General features: G+C 57.7%; 20 protein-coding genes and 2 tRNA genes. 21 read left to right on the top strand and 1 reads right to left on the bottom strand.

The features are described 5' to 3' along the window. Positions 1-13: 13 nt before the first annotated feature. The 16 genes from BG22_RS01900 to rfbA all read left to right on the top strand — a co-directional run bounded on the left by BG22_RS01900 (position 14) and on the right by rfbA (position 17,057). On the top strand, positions 14-844 hold the full coding sequence (locus tag BG22_RS01900; protein ID WP_219846924.1) for a DUF4422 domain-containing protein: 831 nt from the start codon (positions 14-16) through the stop codon (positions 842-844). Then, complete coding sequence (pssD, locus tag BG22_RS01895; protein ID WP_140492649.1) at positions 828-1,313, top strand: PssD/Cps14F family polysaccharide biosynthesis glycosyltransferase; 486 nt, start codon at positions 828-830, stop codon at positions 1,311-1,313. Before BG22_RS01900 ends, pssD begins: the two co-directional genes overlap by 17 nt. Continuing rightward, a complete protein-coding gene (locus BG22_RS01890; RefSeq protein ID WP_140492646.1) occupies positions 1,310-1,804 on the top strand; it encodes a glycosyltransferase in 495 nt (164 codons plus the stop codon). The genes pssD and BG22_RS01890 overlap by 4 nt, the downstream gene beginning before the upstream one ends. A gap of 41 nt (positions 1,805-1,845) precedes the next feature. Beyond that, entirely contained in the window at positions 1,846-2,826 is a 981-nt protein-coding gene (locus tag BG22_RS01885) for a glycosyltransferase (RefSeq protein ID WP_181163337.1), read from the top strand. Then, the gene (locus BG22_RS01880) at positions 2,823-3,752 is read left to right on the top strand and encodes a glycosyltransferase family 2 protein (protein WP_140492640.1); all 930 of its coding nucleotides are present in this window, start codon (positions 2,823-2,825) and stop codon (positions 3,750-3,752) included. Before BG22_RS01885 ends, BG22_RS01880 begins: the two co-directional genes overlap by 4 nt. A gap of 1 nt (position 3,753) precedes the next feature. Continuing rightward, complete coding sequence (locus BG22_RS01875) at positions 3,754-4,779, top strand: glycosyltransferase (RefSeq protein WP_140492637.1); 1,026 nt, start codon at positions 3,754-3,756, stop codon at positions 4,777-4,779. A 47-nt stretch (positions 4,780-4,826) separates the two neighbouring features. Continuing rightward, entirely contained in the window at positions 4,827-5,777 is a 951-nt protein-coding gene (locus BG22_RS01870; protein ID WP_181163336.1) for a glycosyltransferase family 2 protein, read from the top strand. A 3-nt stretch (positions 5,778-5,780) separates the two neighbouring features. Further along, entirely contained in the window at positions 5,781-7,283 is a 1,503-nt protein-coding gene (locus BG22_RS01865) for a polysaccharide biosynthesis C-terminal domain-containing protein (RefSeq protein ID WP_140492631.1), read from the top strand. Further along, positions 7,280-9,046 carry a thiamine pyrophosphate-binding protein gene (locus tag BG22_RS01860; protein ID WP_140492628.1) on the top strand — a complete coding sequence of 589 codons (1,767 nt, stop codon included), beginning with the start codon at positions 7,280-7,282 and terminating at the stop codon, positions 9,044-9,046. The genes BG22_RS01865 and BG22_RS01860 overlap by 4 nt, the downstream gene beginning before the upstream one ends. Positions 9,047-9,051: 5 nt before the next feature. Continuing rightward, a complete protein-coding gene (locus BG22_RS01855) occupies positions 9,052-9,894 on the top strand; it encodes an SDR family NAD(P)-dependent oxidoreductase (RefSeq protein ID WP_140492625.1) in 843 nt (280 codons plus the stop codon). Between the two features lie 52 nt (positions 9,895-9,946). Then, positions 9,947-10,960, top strand: a complete 1,014-nt coding sequence (locus tag BG22_RS01850; RefSeq protein ID WP_140492623.1) for a polysaccharide pyruvyl transferase family protein — start codon at positions 9,947-9,949, stop codon at positions 10,958-10,960. 269 nt (positions 10,961-11,229) lie between these two features. Further along, on the top strand, positions 11,230-12,327 hold the full coding sequence (locus tag BG22_RS01845) for an O-antigen ligase (RefSeq protein ID WP_181163335.1): 1,098 nt from the start codon (positions 11,230-11,232) through the stop codon (positions 12,325-12,327). Next, positions 12,327-13,451 (top strand): glycosyltransferase family 4 protein, encoded by a 1,125-nt coding sequence (locus tag BG22_RS01840; protein ID WP_140492617.1) that lies wholly within the window; start codon positions 12,327-12,329, stop codon positions 13,449-13,451. The genes BG22_RS01845 and BG22_RS01840 overlap by 1 nt, the downstream gene beginning before the upstream one ends. Before the next feature lie 105 nt (positions 13,452-13,556). After that, a complete protein-coding gene (gene rfbB, locus BG22_RS01835) occupies positions 13,557-14,576 on the top strand; it encodes a dTDP-glucose 4,6-dehydratase (protein WP_140492614.1) in 1,020 nt (339 codons plus the stop codon). A 2-nt stretch (positions 14,577-14,578) separates the two neighbouring features. Further along, positions 14,579-16,033: a bifunctional dTDP-4-dehydrorhamnose 3,5-epimerase family protein/NAD(P)-dependent oxidoreductase gene (locus BG22_RS01830; RefSeq protein WP_140492611.1), complete on the top strand. Its 1,455-nt coding sequence runs from the start codon at positions 14,579-14,581 to the stop codon at positions 16,031-16,033. Positions 16,034-16,154: 121 nt separating this feature from the next. Beyond that, positions 16,155-17,057: a glucose-1-phosphate thymidylyltransferase RfbA gene (gene rfbA, locus BG22_RS01825; protein ID WP_140492608.1), complete on the top strand. Its 903-nt coding sequence runs from the start codon at positions 16,155-16,157 to the stop codon at positions 17,055-17,057. A gap of 160 nt (positions 17,058-17,217) precedes the next feature. On the opposite strand, the gene BG22_RS01820 is transcribed toward rfbA, so the two are convergent. After that, positions 17,218-17,400: a hypothetical protein gene (locus BG22_RS01820; RefSeq protein WP_140492605.1), complete on the bottom strand. Its 183-nt coding sequence runs from the start codon at positions 17,398-17,400 to the stop codon at positions 17,218-17,220. A gap of 104 nt (positions 17,401-17,504) precedes the next feature. On the opposite strand from BG22_RS01820, the gene BG22_RS01815 reads away from it, so the two are divergent. From BG22_RS01815 to BG22_RS01795, 5 genes are all read left to right on the top strand, one after another. Then, positions 17,505-18,194, top strand: coding sequence for a hypothetical protein (locus tag BG22_RS01815; RefSeq protein WP_140492602.1), 690 nt, complete (start codon positions 17,505-17,507; stop codon positions 18,192-18,194). Between the two features lie 47 nt (positions 18,195-18,241). Further along, a complete protein-coding gene (locus BG22_RS01810; protein WP_140492599.1) occupies positions 18,242-18,736 on the top strand; it encodes a helix-turn-helix transcriptional regulator in 495 nt (164 codons plus the stop codon). Positions 18,737-18,738: 2 nt separating this feature from the next. After that, positions 18,739-19,122 (top strand): ABC transporter, encoded by a 384-nt coding sequence (locus BG22_RS01805; protein ID WP_140492595.1) that lies wholly within the window; start codon positions 18,739-18,741, stop codon positions 19,120-19,122. A 359-nt stretch (positions 19,123-19,481) separates the two neighbouring features. Next, positions 19,482-19,554, top strand: a tRNA-Asn gene (locus BG22_RS01800). A 47-nt stretch (positions 19,555-19,601) separates the two neighbouring features. Further along, positions 19,602-19,674 (top strand) — tRNA-Asn (locus BG22_RS01795). Positions 19,675-20,009 lie beyond the last annotated feature (335 nt).

Here is a 20,009-nt window from a genome sequence, read left to right as displayed (position 1 = left end):
ACACGATTCACAGATGACCATGAACGCACCCCCCCGTAAGACGACCCTCGTCGTCGCCACGCACAAGCGATACCGCATGCCGCAGTCCGATCTCTACCTGCCTGTGCAGGTCGGCGCGGCCGGCAAGGCCGATTTGGGCTATCAACGGGACGACGATGGCGAGCACATCTCGTCGAGAAACCCCCGTTTCTGTGAGCTGACCGGCCTGTACTGGGCATACCGGAACCTCGACTCCAAATACTGGGGTCTGGTCCACTACCGTCGGTATTTCGGCCGGCCGTCTATTCTCCCCGTGCTGCTGCCGTCGTTCGGCGGCCGGGGAAGCAAGGACAAATACGACCTACTGCTGGACGAACGGGACGTGCTGCGGTTGCTGGACCGCCATGACGTCATCGTTCCGCGCAGACAGCACTATGTGATTGAGACCATCGCCTCGCACTACGCTCACACGCACAACGCCTCCGACCTCGAAGAGACGAGGGCGGTGCTCCGGGATCTGTACCCGCAGTACGTGGCCGACTGGGACGCGGTGATGAGGCGTCGTTCGGCGCATATGTTCAACATGTTCGTCATGCGTGACGATCAGGCGCGGGAGTACTGCGAGTGGCTGTTCGACGTGCTGTTCGAGCTGGAGCGCCGTATCGACATCTCCAAGTACGACGCGTTCCACGCGCGCATGTTCGGTCGCGTGAGCGAGTTCATGCTCGACGTGTGGATCCGCCACCATAACCTCAGCTGCGCCGAGGTGCCGGTCGTGTACATGGGCCGGATCGACTGGCCCCGCAAGATAGCCTCGTTCGTCAAGGCCCGGTTCGCGGGGGTGAAGTATGAGCGCAGCTTCTAGGGGCGGAAAGCGCAGGAGGCTCTGTCTCGTTGCCTCCTCCGGCGGCCATATCGAGGAGCTTATGCAGCTCGGAGTGCTGCGCGAACGGTATGACTACTTCCTGATGACCCCACGCACCAAATGGACCGAACACCTCGAAGGCCACAAGCATTTCATCCATGACATCGACCGCAGCACCAAACTGACCAAACTGGTCACGCTCGCCGGCATCTTCCTCGAACAGATCCCGGTGTTCCTCAAGGAGCGGCCGACCGTCGTGGTGACTACCGGCGCCGTGGTGGCGTTGCCGATATGCCTGTACGTCAAGCTGTTCGGCGGCAAGGTAATCTTCATCGAAAGCATCGCCCGCGTTCACACGACCAGCCAGACCGGCCGCATCTTGAGCAGGTTCGCCGACCTGTTCCTCGTGCAGTGGGAGGAACAGCTCCGCTGCTATCCGAACGCCAGATATGCGGGGTGGGTCTATTGACGACGGTATTCATGATCGTGGGCGGCGTCGTCGAATTCGACTTCAGCCGTCCGCTGCGGATTCTAGACGAGCTGGTCGCTGAAGGCGTGCTGGACGGCGGCGAGCTCGTGGCTCAGCGCGGCCACGCGAAGTACGTGCCGACGCGCTACCACAGCTTCGACTTCGTGGACGGCGTCACCTTCGAGCGGACCATCGACGAGGCCGACCTCATCATCTCCCACGGCGGCGTGTCGTCGCTGATCTCCGCGTTGCGCAAGGGCAAGAAGGTCATCGCCTTCCCACGGCTGGCACGGTATCGGGAACATCTGGACGACCACCAGACCGAAATCACCTCGATGTTCGCCGACCAAGGCTACATGTTGTACGCCACTGACAAGGAATCCCTGAAACAAGCCATCGAGCGGGCGGACACGTTCGAGCCGAAACGGTTCGTTGGCTGCAACACGATGATGACGCGCATCGTCACGGATTTCATCGAGAACGAATGCTGACCACGGACGAAGACATGATTGAGGAGACGAAGGAAACGGATATGGAAGTCAGCGTGGTCGTCCCCGTGTACAACGGAGAGCGCGATTTGGCGCGGTGCCTCGACTCCCTGACGGGCCAGACCTTGGAGAGTCTAGAGATCATCGTGGTGGACGACGGCTCCACCGACGGCACCCCGGACGTCATCCGTGGATACGTCGAACGATACCCCGGGCGGGTGCGCGCGTTCCGCAAGGACAATGGCGGCCAGGGGGCGGCCCGCAACCTCGGCATCGCCAAGGCCAAGGGCGAGTACGTCGGTTTCGTGGACGCCGACGACTATGTCTCGATTGATATGTTCGCACGGATGCTCGCCGCGGCACGCAAGGCGGACGCCGACATGGTGACGTGCGACTACACGTACACCTACGGTGGCGAGGACGAGGCCGAACGGGTGGTCCTGGCCAAGCCACGCAAGACCACCGACCTGTTCTTCGACCCGTGGGCGGCCCCGTGGAACAAGCTCTGCCGCCGCTCCATGCTTGTGGACAACGGTGTGGTGTTCCCGGAGTTGCGCGCCTACGAAGACACCGCGTTCTACGCGAACGCCATCCCGTTCACGCGCACCATCGCGAATGTGGACGAGGCGTTCGTCCACCAGTACTTCCGTGAGTCCTCCACGATGAACCAGCGTCAGGACGAACGCGTGCTGCTGATCTTCGACGTCATCGACGACATCGTCGCCTTTTACAAGGCACACGGCGTCTACGAGGAATACCGGGAATACCTGGAGTACTTCTGCGTCAAGATTCTGTTCTCCAGCTCGGTGCTGCGCATCTGCCAGATCCGCGACCGGGCCGTCCGCCGCGACTATCTGCGCCGCAGCATCCGCAAGGCGAACGAACTGTTCCCCGGCTACCGCCGCAACCGATTCTTCCACAGGGGGGCCAAGGGACTGTACGTCAGAAGTGTCAATCGGCTCACGCTGCCCATATACGCCGACCTCATCTATCTCGCCCGGTACAAGGGAAGGAAACGCCTGTGAACGTCTCAGTGGTAATGGCCACCTACAATGGCGAGCGCTACATCGTCGAACAGCTCGACTCCATCCGTACCCAGTCCCGCCCCGTTGACGAGGTGGTAATCCGCGACGACCGTTCCAACGACCGTACGGTCGCCGTCGTCGAGGAGTACATCGCGCGGCATGGCCTCGACGGTTGGAGCATCGTTGTCAACGAACGCAATCTCGGCTACGCCGACAACTTCCACACGGCGATGGTCCACGCCACCGGCGACCTGATCGTGTTCTGCGACCAGGACGACATCTGGTTGCCGGACCGCATCGAACGCATGGAGGCATGCTTCGCGCGTAATCCGCGCGTCAAGGCGCTGTACTCCGAATTCGAGTTGTTCTACGAGTCCGACGACGTGGCGCGCATCTCCTCCCCGGTGCTCAAGGCCATGACCTTCGACGGCACGGTGGAGCAGGCGTCGTTTACTCCCGCGAACCTGTTCATCAAGACCGAGGGCTGCACGATGGTGGTCCGCGCCGACTTCCTGCGTGAAATCGAACCGTATTGGTTCCCCGGATTCGCGCACGACGAGTTCGTCTGGAAGATGGCGCTCGCCGCCGACGGCCTCTACTGCCTGCATCAGGCGACTCTCAGGCGCCGCATCCACGGCAGCAATGTGTCCACCAGCAAGCTGCATGATTTTCGACGGCGTCTTGCGTTTCTGGAGAACCTGGAACAAGGGCACCGGGCGATGCTCGCGTACGCGCGCAGTCTGGGAACGGACGACACCCGCATCCGCATGATTGAACGCGACGTCGAAGGCACCGCGCGGCGCGTCTCGATGATGAGGGACCGCCATCTGTGGCAGGTGGTGCCGCTCGCGTTGCGCTACCGGGACTGCTTCTACGACTGGAAGGCCATTCCGGTGGAGTTCCTGATGGCGTTGAAGGGGGTGTGAGATGGGCAAGGCGATACTGATTTACAACTGGAAGGCCGGGACGAACGAGACGTTCCCTTCCTACCTGCGTGACCATGGAGTGTCCTGCGAGATTCTGGATAATCCCGATGACGGCACCCGGCGCCTGTCCAAGTGGTACAAGATTGTGAACTCACTGGAGTGTGCTGCGCTCGCGTTCCGTGCGGTGCTGCGCGCCCGCAAGGGTGATGTGATCGTCGCCATGTGCGCCACTCCGGGTATTCTGGCGTCGATACTCAATTGGAAGCGCGTACCCGTGGTGGTGGTGAACCTGTTGTGCCATTCCTCGGAACGGCCAGGGGCGGGGGAGCGGATGCGCAACCGTTTGTACTCGCATGCGCTCAACAGGCCCGGTGCGTGGGCCACGTGCAACGCATTGAATGACATGCCGCGCTATCGGAGGATGTTCTCGCTGCGACAGCCGGAGCATCTGGTACATCTGCTTGACGGCGTGCGCATGGACGACGCCGTGGCGACGGCCGCCGAACCCGTGTACGACGTGTTCTCCTGCGGGGCAAGCGCCCGCGACTGGGACACACTGGTTGCCGCCGCACGCCTGCTGCCTGAGGTCCGGTTCCACGTGGTGGCCCGTCAGGACGATTGGAAGCCGGAGTATGCTGACGCGACCAACGTGCGCGTCGACTTCAACCTGCCGCATGACGAGTACCTGCACGCCCTGAACGATTCGCGCATGACGGTGCTGCCCCTGAACAGTCCGGTAACCGCCGGCCTTCTGGTCATGTTCGACTCCGTGAAGTATGGCAGACCCGTGGTCATGACCCGTACCGCCTCCACCGAGCAGTTCGTGCCCGCGTCGCTGCATGACCGCACGCTGGTGCCGATGGGCGACGCTCCGGCGCTGGCCGACGCTATCCGAGCCACATTGTCCTTGTCCGACGAGGAACGCGCCGCGCTCGTGGCCGAGGGGCACGAGTATCTACGCGTCAACCACTCCGAGGAATCCCGCCACCGGCGTCTCCTCGGCATTATACGGAAGGCGCTCCGATGACGACGACTAATGATCGGCGGATATCCATTGGCCGTTCAGATGGCTTGGTGAGCGTCATCATCCCCATCTACAACTGCGAGGATTACCTTCGCGCATGTCTGGACGGCGTGTTGTCACAGACGTATCCCGATTTGGAGATCATCTTGGTCGACGACGGCTCCACCGACGGCAGCTATGCGATCTGCGAGGAATACGCGGCCCGGAATGCCGGAGTCATGCTTCTGAGAAAACCGAACGGTGGGCCGAGTTCGGCCCGTAACCACGGATTGGACCATGCTTCGGGACGATACGTGGCTTTCATCGATTCGGACGATACGGTCGATCGACGCTACATCGGGTATCTGGTCGGTCTGCTTCGAGACGAGCACGCAGATATGGCGTCGTGCGGATACGATGTGACGGCGCCGGATGGGACTGTCACATCCATCGAGCCGTTCGGCAGGGAGCGTTTCTCCCCGAATGGGGACATGACTGACTATGCGCATTTCCCCTACACCGTGTGGCATATGATGTTCACCCGCGAGGCCATCGGCGACACCCGTTTCGATGAACGGGTCTTCTACATGGAGGACCTGAAATTCATCGTGGAGATCTTCATGAAGCCGGGCGCCATCGTCAATACCAGCGACGTGCTGTACCACCAGATCAGGCATGGCGAGAGCACGACCGCGAACCGCTATGCCCCTTCGAATTTCGGCAGGTATTTCACCATGTCCAAGGCGTTGGAGGACATGTGCGATCTTTCGAGGGGATGCGCGAAGCTGCACGGCGAGCGTCTGAAATACCTCATTAAGGAGGACGCTGTCATGCTGGCCTTGATGGACGCCAAGCATGTGGGCGACGATTCACAGAGAGCGTATCTACGCAAGGTGATAGCCGAGAAGTACAGGGAGACGAAGCGGCATTCCTTCGGTTTCAAGGATCGGATTGTGCTGTGGCTCTGTTCGTGGAGTCCGTCGCTGTACCGGATGATCGCACGAGTGGATTTTGAGGGGTAGCCCATGAATCGCTCGCAGTTCATGAAGAACGTGTTGTTCGGATTCGGCGGACAATTCGTCGTCATCATCCTTGGCATCATCATCCCGCGCGTGATGATCACCAGCTATGGTTCGGACGTCAACGGCCTGATCAGCACCGTGTCCCAGGTCTTCACCTACATGGCGTTGCTGGAAGCCGGAATCGGCCAAGCTGCCCGCAACGCACTGTACGGTCCGCTCACCAGAGGAGACAGGGCCGGCGTCTCCCGCGTGGCATCGGTGGCCCAGAGGTATTTCAGGAAGATCACGACATACTATGCCGCCGGTGTGCTGCTTCTGGCACTGGTCTTGCCTCTCATCCTGAAGACCGGTGTGGGTGCCGTCACCGTGTTTCTTGTGGTGCTTTTCGAGGGCATGGCCGGGGCGGTCTCGTTCTACTTCGTCGAGACCAGGACGATGATTCTGGCGGCCGACGGACGCGGATACGTCAACAACGGCGTCAACGTGGTGGACAAGACCCTGGGGTACGCGGCACGCATCGTGATGGCGCTCTTCGGCATCAACATCGCGCTGCTCCAGTTCGTGTACTTCCTCATCACCGTCGCGAAGGTCTTCTTCTACAAGCTGTACTTCGATAAGGTGTATCCGTGGATTGACTACACGGCGGCGCCGAAGACGGAGAAGCTCAAGGACCGGCACTTCTACATCGTCGCCGAGATCACTTGGACGATCTTCTCCTCCACCGGCATGATCGTGCTCTCCGCGTTCGTCAGTACCAAGCTCGCCAGCGTCTACGCCGTGTACAACATGGTGTTCGGCAATCTGAACGTGCTCCTGACTGCCGTGTACAACAGTGTCAACTATATGCTCGGGCAGACCTACAGCAGGAGTCGCGAACTGTACATCAAGGTGCATGATGCGTTTGTATCGGTCTTCTTCGGGGGCATGACCACGCTGATGTGCATCTCATACATCCTGATTCTGCCGTTCATCCGTCTGTATACGGCCGGAGTGACGGACGTCGAGTACGTCAACCGACTGCTGCCGGCCTTGTTCTGCCTTGTGCAGATCCTCTCCTGGGCGCGATATGTGCCCGGCAATCTGATTGGCGTGGCCGGATACATCAAGAAGGCGACCTGGGTGAACATCACCGAGGCCGTGTTGAATCTCGTGCTGTCCGTGGTGTTGGTGTTCCGGTTCGGTATCGTCGGTGTCATACTCGCCACCGTGTGTGCGCTGCCGCTGAAGATGGTGTATTGCAACATCATGTCGGACAAGGTCATCCTCAAGCGTCCGATGCGCAGGACGGTCGCCATCATCGCCGTGAACCTGCTGCTGTTCGTGCTGACGGTCGGTGTCAACGAGTGCATTGATTTGCCCATCCACAGCTATTGGGACTTCATCGTGTACGGGTGCCTTGTCACCATCGTCGTGGGAGGCGTCGGGCTGGGCGTCAACGTGGCGGTGAACCCTGATTGTATGAAATACGTCATGTCCATTTTCTCCAGAAAGGACTCCGGAAAATGAACAACACCTATACTGAAGAGCGTAATTTTCAGATGCTGATCGCCCTACTCAAGAAGCGTGGCATCAACACCGTGATTGCCAGCCCGGGCACGGCGAACATCGCTCTGGTGGCCAGCGTGCAGGGTGACCCGTTCTTCACCGTCTACTCCGCCCCGGATGAGCGTTCGGCCGCATATATGGCTTGCGGATTCGCGGCGGAAAGCGGAAAGCCGGTCGTGCTGACCTGCACCGGGGCGACTGCCTCGCGCAACTATATGCCCGGTCTGACCGAGGCGTACTACCGCAAGTTGCCGGTCATCGCCGTCACCAGTGCACGCCATGCCGGCTATATCGGCCAGCTGACGCCGCAGTGCCTGGACCGGACGGTGATTCCCAACGACATCGCCGTCACCAGCGTTCAGGTTCCCTCGATCCATTCCGATGAGGATGCGTGGAACTGCAATCTGAAACTCAACGAGGCGCTGCTCGCCATCACCGGGAATGGTGGAGGGCCGGTGCATATCAACATCGTCTCGGAGGTCAGCCACGGATTCGGCGTCAAGGAGCTGCCGCAGACGCGTCTCATCGAACGATATGAGTTCCGGGACGAGTTTCCCGAGATCGAAGCCGCGCGAGTGGCGGTGTTCGTGGGCAACCACCGGCCGTTCGACAAGCGGACCGAAGAGGCGATCGACCGGTTCTGCGAACGCCACAACGGCTGCGTGCTGGTCGATCGCACCAGCAACTACCACGGTGCATACGGTGTGGAATTCAACCTGATTTCTGATCAGAGCCAGTACACCACCGATCTGCGATCGCCGGAACTGCTCATCGATCTGGGAGAAATCACCGGGTCCTATATGCGACTCAATCCCCGCGAGGTTTGGCGCGTGAGCGAGGACGGGGAAATCCGGGATCGGTTCAAGACCCTGACCAAGGTCTTCGATATGACGGAACTGGAGTTCTTCGACCGGTATACGGGCGGGGAGAATCGGGAACATCAGGGGAACGACACGTCCACCATGACGTACTGGAAGGCATGCAGCTCGCTGTACGAGGATATCGCGAGCCGTATTCCGGAGCTTCCGTTCTCGAATCTGTGGGTCGCCAAGACACTGTCCGCGAAGCTGCCGAAGAACAGCAAGGTGCATCTGGGCATCCTCAACAGTCTGCGCAGCTGGAATTTCTTCGAGTCGGATGACTCCATCGACTGCTATTCGAACACCGGAGGCTTCGGCATCGACGGCATCTTGTCCACGATGCTCGGCGGCGCGCTCGCCGCTCCCGAATCGCTGCACTTCGCGTTCCTCGGCGATCTGGCGTTCTTCTACGACATGAATGCCTTGGGCAACCATCATGTAACGCCGAACATGCGTATCCTGCTTGTCAACAACGGCGTCGGCACTGAATTCAAGAACTACAACCACCTCGCCGCCCGATTCGGTGAGGGTGCGGACGATTTCATTGCCGCCGCCGGACATTACGGCAACAGGTCGAGGAATCTGGTCCGACACTACGCTGAGGGTTTGGGCTTCGATTACCTCTGCGCTTCCGACAAGGATGAGTTCCTCGATAACGTCGACGCCTTCATTTCGCCGGAGATGGGCGGCAAGCCGATGATTTTCGAGGTATTCACCTCAAGCGACGATGAAAGCGATGCGTTGAAGGCCATGAACCTTATCGTCAAGGACAAGCCCACGATTGCGAGTGCCGCCAAAGGCACGGTGAAACGCATTCTGGGCGATGGCGGGGTCGCTGCGTTGAAGCAGATCGTTAGGGGATGATTGGCATGGGAATCGCATCGTATATGAGGCGGGCGTTTCGATGGATTGTCCGCGGAATCCCGGAACAACACACGACGGTGGTCGTCAAGGAAGGTCCTGTTCGTGGTGCGTTGAAAGGACGGCGTGTACTGATCACAGGTGGAGGCCGTGGTCTGGGCTTTGCCATCGCCGAGCGTTGCGTACGCGAGGGGGCGAAAGTCCTTATCGTCGGTCGTGATGAGGACACCCTCAGAAAGGGCGTCGCGCGGTTGGGGGACTCCAGCGCTAGATACCTCACCTTAGACGTCCGGGATGTGTCGAGGTTCGCCGCCTTTCTCAGTGAGGCTGAATCGCTAATGGGCGGCAAGATTGACTCGTTGGTCTGCAATGCAGGCATCTCCCTGCATGAGGGGGATTTCCGCAGAGTGACCGAGGAAGGATGGGACAGGCAATTCGACACCAATCTCAAAGGGTCGTATTTTCTGGTCCAGCAGTTCGTACTGTATCTTGAGCGTCACGAGGACGTCGCCGGCAATATCGTTGTGGTCACGTCCGAGCGCGCCAAGCGGGCGGACGACATCCCCTACGGATTGACGAAAGTCGCCGCCAGCAGCTTCATCCAGGGCATCGCCAGCAAGATTATCGCCGAGGGAATCAGACTCAACGGTGTGGGTCCCGGCGTCACGGCCAGTGACATGACTGGGGTCAAAAGAGACGGGAACCTATATGCGGGGCATCAGGCCGGCAAACGGTTCTTCGTGCCCGAAGAGGTCGCCGAAGTGGTGAATTTCCTGCTGAGCGACGTCTCGGCCTCGATCGCCGGGGAGATCATCACCTGCGATCAGGGAGCGTACATCGCCCATTGGTGAGCGTCACTGGACGCATCCGTGAAGAGACACACCTGTGAGGAAAGGATGGGATATGAGGGTCTGTATCATCACTGTTTTTCATGAGATGAACTATGGGGCGTATCTTCAGGCATATGCGCTGGGCAAGCGTCTCGAACGTGACGGGCATGATGTCTGGTATTACGAGAAAAGCCCTTGGCGTGTTATGGATTACGTCCATGCATTGCATCTGCGCGAAACACGCAACATCGGTTTCAACATCGGATTGTTGACGAGCTACATGAAGGCGTGGAAGCGTCTGAAGCGTACGTCCAGCCCCGATGGGTTCGATGTGGTGGTCATCGGAAGCGACGAGCTGTGGAACGTGCGGAACGTCAATTTCCGCCATGAGGGGTACTACATCGGCGAGGATATTGCATCGAACAAGTGCATCACCTATGCAGTGAGCTGCAATACGTGTAGTGCCGAGGAATTCCTCCGGCAGTACCCGGAGCTCGACGATTTCTCCAAACTCGACGACATCTCCGTGCGTGACGCGAAGACCTATGATCTGGTGAGGTCCTTGTCGAACCGCGTCCCCATCAATGTGGTGGATCCGACGTTCCTTGTCGATTACGATGTGCCCAAGCCGAAGGAACAGGGGAAATACGTTCTCATCTACGGATACTATTTCACGGATGAGGAGGTCGCCAGGATCAGAGAGTATCTCCGCCGTTATGACGATGTCACCGTGATTTCGGCCGGGTTCCCCCATGCGTGGTGTGACAAGTGCGTACCGTGCGGCCCGTTCGAATTTCTGGGATACATCAAGTATGCCCAGGAGGTGATCACGTCCACGTTCCATGGGACCGTGTTCTCGATTATTTTCCGGAAGCATTTCCTCTCCTTCGCCCGCGACAACGCCAAGACGCTGGATGTGCTGCACAAGTTTGGTCTTGACGATCAGAACGTTTCAGGCAAGGACGTCGAACATATGAGGTCTGAGGTCCGATACGACCAAGGACCGGAAACGAGAATCCGGGAGTGGACGTCCCGGTCTCTGGCATATCTTGACAGGCATTTCGCCACCGAGAACGGCGAAGGCTGACGGTTTGGTCTTGTGCGATGGCGCGCATCACATTGACACTGGGAGATATAAGCATGAAATTACGGATACGCTATTCATTCGTGGCACGGTGTTTTCTCGTTTCATTCGTGCTGTTTCCTAATCTCGTATCTCTTCGTGTCGGTGGGCTGCCGTCCATAACGCTGCCGCGAATCTTTCTGGTGATCTGCTACCTATGGTTGCTTGTTGATTCGCGAATGCAGAGTAGGTTCCTTCGCATCATCAGCAACAACATCTACAATTTCCCCATCGTGGTCTATCTGGTGGTATGCCTGTACACCGCAGTGCTCTGCAAGGATGCCAACAGTTTCTTCGGTTTTTTCGTCGATTCCGCATTGACATATTATCTGGTGGTGTACGTGCTGAGAACCTGCCTGTCCATCGACGACCTCACGCGGCTGATTTCAGTGTGTCTCTATGTGATGTGCATAATCGGAGTCATCGAATTTATCACCGGCGTCAACGTGCTGTCGTTGGTGAGCCTCGGCGAGGGAAGCGAGATTGCGAGCACGTTCCGCGACTCCACCCTGCGCGTCCGAGGGCCCTACGGACATCCTCTGGGATACGCGATGGTGCTACTTCTGCTGTTCCCCCTGTCGTGCTACAGCCGGGAAGAGAGAAGCGTCTCCCTGTTCAGGCACAAGGCCTTGTTCTTGCTGGTGTTCCTGAACGTGCTTTTCACCGGATCCCGGTCCGGAATCGGTCTGTTCTGCATCGAGGTCATCATCCTGTGCGTGTTCACCAGCCGCAAGTACCGCAATGGGACTGTGCTGTTCTCCGTCGCGGCGGTGCTGACCCTGGTGGTTTGCGCCATGCTATTTGCGGACAATACATTGGTGCAGTACATCCTGCGTCAGCTGTTCTACGTGGTCGATCAGGTGTTTGGGACGAACTTCGCCTTAAGGTATGGCGGCGACGCGTCGATCATGAACAGTACGGTCGCCAGGGACCGCATCTGGAAGGTTCCGTTCGATTCGAGCTTGAGTCCATGGGTTGGCAAAGGCGTGTCGTATCAGACCGGAGCCTATAGGATCGACGGCTGGTTGGTGAGATCCATCGATAACTACTACATCCGCACGTATATCTCCTACGGTATTTTCGGCGTCATCGCCGTGCTGCTGATATTCGCCGCCTTCGTGAGGGCCAATATCAGGCGCGTGTTCGATGAGGATAAGATCTATCTGGTCTGCCTTACCGCGGGACTGTTGTATGCGATCAATCTCGTCGTCGTCGATGAACTTGCCACATATCGGTATTTCTTCATCGTGCTTGCCATATCCAGTGCCGTCACCAGCGAAATGCGGGCGAAAACTCAAACGGATGGATTTAGGAAATCGAGGAGGTCATAGTGCGTATCGGCTTTGTATCATCGGGTGACATCTATGACCGACGGTCATGGAGCGGAACCATCAGTTTTCTCGCGGGCCGGCTATCGAAGCGCCATGAGGTCGTTCCCATTGTCGTCAACGATATATGGAAGAAGTATTTCAATAAACTCGTTGCTGTGGCGACGTTGGGGAGAAGACATCATTCCCGTTTTCCCCTATATATGGAAAAACTGGTGCTCGCTCATCGAATCAAACAATCACACTGCGATCTGTATTTCGCTCCGGCAGTCAGTGAAATGGTGGCCAATGGCGGGATCCCCGATGATGCGAAGGTGGTGTATCTCAGTGACGCTACATACCATCTCATGCTTGATTACTATCTCTTCAACGAAACTCCCTATGATCAGGAATATTCGGACGAGATGGAGAAGCATGCCCTGACCCGTGCCGATGCCGTGGTTTTGTCAAGCGACTGGGCTGTGGATGATGCCCGCCGGTATTACGGTATCGAGCAAGACAAGCTGCATAGATTGTGCTTCGGCGCGAATCTTCCAGACCGTTATCCGTCCACCGTGAAGAATTTGGATCCGAATGAGCCAATCAAATTGCTGTTGGTCGGAGTCGATTGGGAGAGAAAAGGAATCGACATCGCCATCGAAACGGTCAGATCGTTGAATCGGCGAGAGGATGGGCGATCCTATGAATTGACCATTGTGGGATTCGATGGGCCACGCGATGCCGATTCCATGGATGCGCATGTGCATTATGCGGGAAAACTGGATAAGAACAGTTCCGAGGAATTGGACATGCTGGTCCGACACTATCAGGACAGCGACCTATTCATTCTCCCCACTCGTGCGGAGTGCTCCGCCATCGTGTTTGCGGAGGCGGCCATGTACGGGCTGCCGACATTCACCTATGCAACCGGGGGAGTGGAATCCTATGTGGAGTCTGGGGTCACCGGAGTGTGTCTGCCGCCCGGTTCCGATGCGGAACGATTCGCCGATGCGATTTCGACAGTGGTTCATTCGGACGATTATGCGCGATACTCGGTTCAGGCAAGGGCCAAATATGAAGCCGAACTCAATTGGGACGTATGGTTCCGGGAATTCGAATCGATTCTCAAAGGCCTGATGGACCGTTGATATGGCGAGTGCCGTATGCTTCTGCTTTCCAGCGATGACGTATCCGCATTCCTCGCCGGAAGGCGGAACACCCCTCTAGGGGTCACCCCTTGTAAAATAGGGGGAATGTCTGAAGTTTTCACTCCTCATAACATCATTGTGACCGGTGGTTGTGGTTTCATCGGTTCGAATTTCGTGCATTACGTGTACGACAATCATCCTGATGTGCATGTCACGGTGCTGGACGCGCTCACCTACGCGGGCAATCTGGAGAACATCAGGTCGCTTCTGGGCGATCGTGTCGAGTTCGTGCACGGGAACATCTGCGATGCGGAGCTGCTGGATCGGCTGGTGCCTGGTCATGATGCGATTGTGCATTATGCGGCGGAGTCGCATAACGACAATTCGATCGCGAACCCGGAGCCGTTTCTGAAGACCAACGTGGAGGGCACGTTCCGACTCTTGGAGGCGGCCCGTAAGTACGATGTGCGCTACCATCATGTGAGCACGGACGAGGTGTACGGCGACCTCGCGTTGGATGATCCGGCGAAGTTCACGGAGGAGACCCCGTACCATCCGTCCAGCCCGTATTCGTCAACGAAGGCGTCGTCTGATCTGCTGGTGCGTGCGTGGCATCGCACGTTCGGTGTGCGCGCCACGATTTCGAATTGTTCGAACAATTATGGCCCGTATCAGCATGTGGAGAAGTTCATCCCACGTCAGATCACGAACATCCTCGACGGCCTGAAGCCGAAGCTGTACGGCAACGGCTCGAACGTGCGCGACTGGATCCACACGGACGACCATTCGACGGGCGTGTGGACGATCCTGACGAAGGGCCGCATCGGTGAGACGTATCTCATCGGCGCGAACGGGGAGCGCGACAACCTGACGGTGCTGCGCGATATTCTGACCGTGATGGGCAAGTCGCCGGATGATTTCGACTGGGTGAAGGACCGTCCGGGCCATGACCGTCGTTACGCGATCGACGCGACCAAGCTGCGCACCGAGCTGGGCTGGCAGCCCACGCACACGGACTTCCAGAAGGGTCTCGAGCAGACGATCAAGTGGTATACGGACAACCGTGCTTGGTGGGAGCCGGCGAAGGCCGCCACCGAGGCCAGGTACAAGCAGCAGGGGCAGTGATCATGGCATTTGAGTTCGAGAAGCAGTTGAAGGTCACGGAGACGAACATTCCGGGCCTGTTGGTGTTCGATCTGCCGGTGCACGGCGATAATCGCGGCTGGTTCAAGGAGAACTGGCAGCGTGCGAAGATGACCGCGCTTGGCCTGCCTGACTTCGGCCCGGTGCAGAACAACATTTCGTTTAATGCGACCAAGGGCGTGACGCGCGGCATCCACGCGGAGCCGTGGGACAAGTACATCAGCATTGCGGCGGGCGAGATCTTCGGCGCATGGGTGGACCTGCGCCCGGGCGAAAGCTTCGGCCAGGTGTATACGACCCGTCTGGATCCGAGCAGGGCGATCTACGTGCCGCGTGGCGTGGGCAACAGCTTCCAGGCGCTCAAGGACGGCACCGTGTACACGTATCTGGTCAACGCGCACTGGAGCCTTGAGCAGAAGAAGACGTACACATTCGTGAACCTCGCCGACCCGGAGCTGAACATCCAGTGGCCGATTCCGTTGGAGGAGTCGGAGCGTAGCGAGGCGGATCTGCATCACCCGATGCTCAAGGACGCGAAGCCGATGGCCCCCAAGCGCACGTTGGTGACGGGCTGCAACGGCCAGCTCGGTCACGCGATCCGCGCCTACGCCGAGGCGCACGACCTGCAGGGCTTCGAATACACGGACATCGACACGTTCGACTTCTCCGACCCGGCCGCCTACGAGCGGTTCGACTGGAGCCTGTACGGGACGATCATCAACGCGGGCGCGTTCACGGCCGTGGACAAGGCTGAGACCCCGGAGGGCCGTCCGGTCGCGTGGAAGGCCAACGCGCAGGGTCCGGCATTGCTCGCCCGCGTGGCCAAGGACCATCACATCACACTCGTGCATGTGAGCTCGGACTACGTGTTCGATGGCACCGCCGAACAGCATACGGAGACCGAGCCGTTCGCGCCGCTCGGCGTGTACGGGCAATCCAAGGCGGCGGGCGACATCGCCGTGGCCAATACGCCGGAACATTACATCCTGCGCTCCAGCTGGGTGATCGGTGAGGGCCATAACTTCGTCAAGACCATGATGACGCTGTCGGACCGCGTGGCCGACCCGGCGGACAAGCTGGACCAGGTGACCGTGGTGGACGACCAGTACGGGCGCCTCACCTTCACCAAGGACATGGCCGAGGCGATCTTCCACCTGCTCGACTCGCACGCCCCCTACGGCACCTACAACCTCACCGGAAGCGGCGCGGTCAAGTCCTGGGCCGACATTGCCACCGCCGTGTTCGAACAGACCAACCACAACGGCGACAAGGTCAAGCCCATCAGCACCGCCGAATACTTCGCCAACGCGAAGAACCCCGTCAGCCCACGCCCCACCCACTCCGCACTCGACCTCACCAAAATCGAAACCACCGGATACACACCCGCCAACTGGGAAATCACTCTCAAAACATATGTAGCCAAGGAGCTTAGCGAGTAGCTGGCGAAACCTCACCGACTCCCTTAAACGGAAGCCTGCGGCTCCGCGCGCGACAGGCACTGACCAACAATCGTTGTTGCGCCACACCAATCAATCATCTGATGAATCGAAAGGAACCCATATGAAGGGCATCATTCTGGCTGGCGGTTCGGGTACCAGACTGTACCCTCTGACCACAGTCACCTCGAAACAGCTGCTCCCGGTATACGACAAACCGATGATCTACTACCCGCTGAGTGTACTGATGCTGGCCGGCATCCGGGACATCCTCATCATCTCCACGCCCAAGGATTTACCCAACTTTGAACGTCTCCTCGGCGACGGTTCCCACTATGGTGTCAACTTCTCCTACAAAGTGCAGCCCAGCCCGGACGGCCTCGCGCAGGCGTTCCTGCTCGGTGAGGAGTTCATCGACGGCGATCCATGTGCATTGGTCCTTGGCGACAACATCTTCTACGGCAACGGTCTGGGCGCCACGCTACGCAAGGCCGTGGCCAAGGCTGAAGGCGGCGAGGGGGCGAGCGTATTCGGCTATTACGTGGACGATCCCGAACGGTACGGCGTGGTCGAATTCGACGAGAACAAGAAGGCCGTCTCCATTGAAGAGAAGCCGGTGGTACCGAAATCGCATTACGCGGTGACCGGCCTGTACTTCTACGACGAACGCGTGGTGGACTTCGCCAAACAGGTCAAGCCGTCCGCGCGTGGTGAGCTGGAAATCACCGATCTCAATCAGATGTACCTGAATGCCGGTGCGCTGAACGTGCGCACGCTCGGTCGCGGTTATGCCTGGCTGGACACCGGCACCATGGATTCCCTGTACGAGGCCGGCGAGTTCGTACGCACCGTGCAGCGCGCGCAGGGATTGCCCATCTCGGTAGTGGAGGAAATTGCGTTCGAAAACGGATGGATTACCCGCGAGGAATTGGCGGAATCCGCCGAACGCTACGGCAAATCGCCCTACGGCCAGCACCTGAAGGACGTCGCCGAAGGCCGAGTGGTGCTCATTCCCAATCACTACTGATTGGCGCTGGGTATTGTTCGCCGGCTGAGCTGTGCATATGATCGACGCTTCGGATGGTTTCCGTTCATGGTCCACGCGAACAGCGGTATGACGGCGAATGCATAACCTCCTGAAGATAGAGATAGGCAGGCAACAGGAACTAGCAGACGGTGAGCTTGGTTCATGGGCGCGGCTTATCAAGGCCGGCGGCGGTGCGAATGCCTGTTCGTCTATGGCTGGTGGTCGGACAGATTGTGCCAAACGGTTCGGTTGCGTTGCGCGCAATGGATAGCAACGTGACGGCTAGGAACGCGATGAACCCGACCAACCCGAATTCGGTGATGAAACTGGTGTAGGTGCTCATCGCCCAGACGATGTTCGGGCTGATATTTGCGTACCAGGTAGTCGCCGCACATGCGGATCGGTGGCCAGCGAAGTCAGCATGCGTGCATCGTTTGCCGAACCCGCATGCATGGCGTCGGCGATGTTGCCGGCGCCGAAACGGTCAACGCGGTCAGTGGATACGCCATAATGCCGCCCAGTGTAAATACGGTTGATGGCGTTTGCTTTGCCTTCTGTGTTAAACTAGCCAAATTCGTAATGAAGCGAAAGATGGGGATGATGGGGAATATTGGTTGCCGTTGTGTACGTGGCAAAGCAGTGAAATATTGCTGGGCGGGTGAAGACATCCAGCGCATGCAGGGGGAACGCGTTGAACGTGCGGTCGCCCGATGGTTTGCGTTGGTAGCTGCCAATCAGGAATTTGCGTGGGGTTTGCTCGACCTCAAACGGTTTGATAAGTACAAAGATCGTACGGAGGCATTCATCGAAGAAAAGCTAGAACGAGCTGCGGATGGACGGCTGTTGCCGGGTACGGAAGTGGTACCTATTGGGCGGGCTGGAAAACGGCCCATGTATGAATTTCGCTGGCATCGAGATGAGCGTCAATTGAAGGGGGTGAAACGTGAACAATTGCGTCATTATGACGCAGAGCCATGGCAGATGCCTGATTGCGTGTTCGGGATGCATATGCATCTTAAGGATGTGCGTAGTGGAGATGACGATCTCATTGCAGCGGGACAGGATGAGGAGATTGATAAAGCTATCAGTCTTTATGAACAGTTGGAGTCCAGTGGATGGGCAACCTTTGAAGATTGAAAAGGGAACCCCATATATTAATAATAGTAATACGACGAGGGGTGAGTATGGAATCAAGAGTTCCTTATGACTATCGAGAGTTGGCATATGATCTGTATCGCAGTGGTGATGAACTGCTGGATAAGCTTGTGGCGATGAGGAAACATCGCGGCCTGACTCAGGCGCAGTTGGCTGATGAAATGAATGTGACTCAGGGGTATGTGTCCCAAATCGAGAATGGCAAAACCAACATGGTCTCATTGCTGACAGATTATGCTCTGGAGGTTGGTGCCCGAATTGAATATGTTGTGGAGCTAGCAGAGAGTAAGCCTGAGGGGAATCGCCATTATATTCGACAGCATCTAAAGGCTCATATACCGGGAATGGTGGAATGGGCTGACGGTGATATGGATATCGTGAATGCTGAGATTTCGCAGTTCGTGGAAGTCCATGACGATAAGGGTGGAGAGCGGCATTTTCGGTTTACTCCCCTGCCGTCAGCGAAAGTGAGCGGAGAGACATTATCGGATGAGGCTCCGAAGATGGAACTTGTGGAGGCCTAATCATGAACATCAAACGAATGTCCCTTATTGTGGAAAAGAGCGCCAGAGATCTAGCGCAGAGTTTTGGGAAGGAGGCTGCGTCTTCCGGGATTGACATCTCGTGCTCATTACAGGATTCGAAGGGAAAACCTTGGCCGCTGGAGTTTTCGCTTCATATGGAGATTCATGCGACGGAGAAGCAAGTAGGTGATGAGCCCTCCATGTTCTCTTCGGATCTTCGTTATGCAGTAGCTTTTGATGATCCGAACGTGGGCGAAGAGATTACGGCGGAGATTATCATGCTACTCTGGCCCCATGTGAGGGCTGAATTGGCTGATCAAATGCGGCGTTATGATATGTCAGCGGCGATTCTCCCGCTGAATTTTGACCTTGAGACAACGGCTTGATTAAACCATTTGCCATGCTCCATACGAACAGCGGTATAGGGGCGAATGCATAACCTTCGAAGATATTCGCCAAAATCGTTCTGCGGATTGCTGGGGCTGAGTCTGTCCATGGAAACTCCTTTGATCCGGATAAGTGCCAGCATAGGATATAAAGGAGACAGAGGGCGACCAGAAGAGATATAAAGGTACTCATGGATATAAAGGTGTAACCAGATTCTGGTTGGTGTTTTGCGCGTGTCGGAGGTGGATGAAAACCGCTGTAAGAGGCGACACGCAAGACGTCGCGATCGATTTGTGTTTTGCGGAAGAGTGTGTATGATTTATGGCTTGTGCGCAAGTGCAATCTTGTGTGCAGACATTCCTGCGTAGCTCAGTTGGCAGAGCATCCGACTGTTAATCGGACGGTCGCTGGTTCAAGCCCAGCCGCAGGAGCTTCATTCCGGCCGGTCGGTTGGCTTGCTGGACTGATAACTGAATATTCCTGCGTAGCTCAGTTGGCAGAGCATCCGACTGTTAATCGGACGGTCGCTGGTTCAAGCCCAGCCGCAGGAGCTTGGTAAGGCCTCGGATTATATCCGGGGCCTTTTGCGTTTGAGGAATGGCCAAGACACGGGTCTATCCGTCTATTGGCCTATCTCACCAATGATTGAGATTGAGTATTTCAGCCCCTATCTCCCTTAGATCAGTTCCGCTGCCAGCCCCACGTCAAAAGGGGCATGCCGCTCAGGCAATTTGAATTTGCGAGATGGGCCACTATGCCATCGTGCATCAACGTGACTATCCTGTGCTGCTAACAAGAGCCGCCGGCCGGCCCTAGCGTGCGGCAAAACGGGACAAAACGTAAGTCAGCGACGAGACCGTGTTACGTTTCGTCCCACTTGACCACC

This window comes from Bifidobacterium sp. UTBIF-78, from assembly GCF_006408945.1.
Classification (GTDB): Bacteria; Actinomycetota; Actinomycetes; order Actinomycetales; family Bifidobacteriaceae; genus Bifidobacterium; species Bifidobacterium myosotis.
This window is presented reverse-complemented; position numbering and strand designations above follow the sequence as displayed.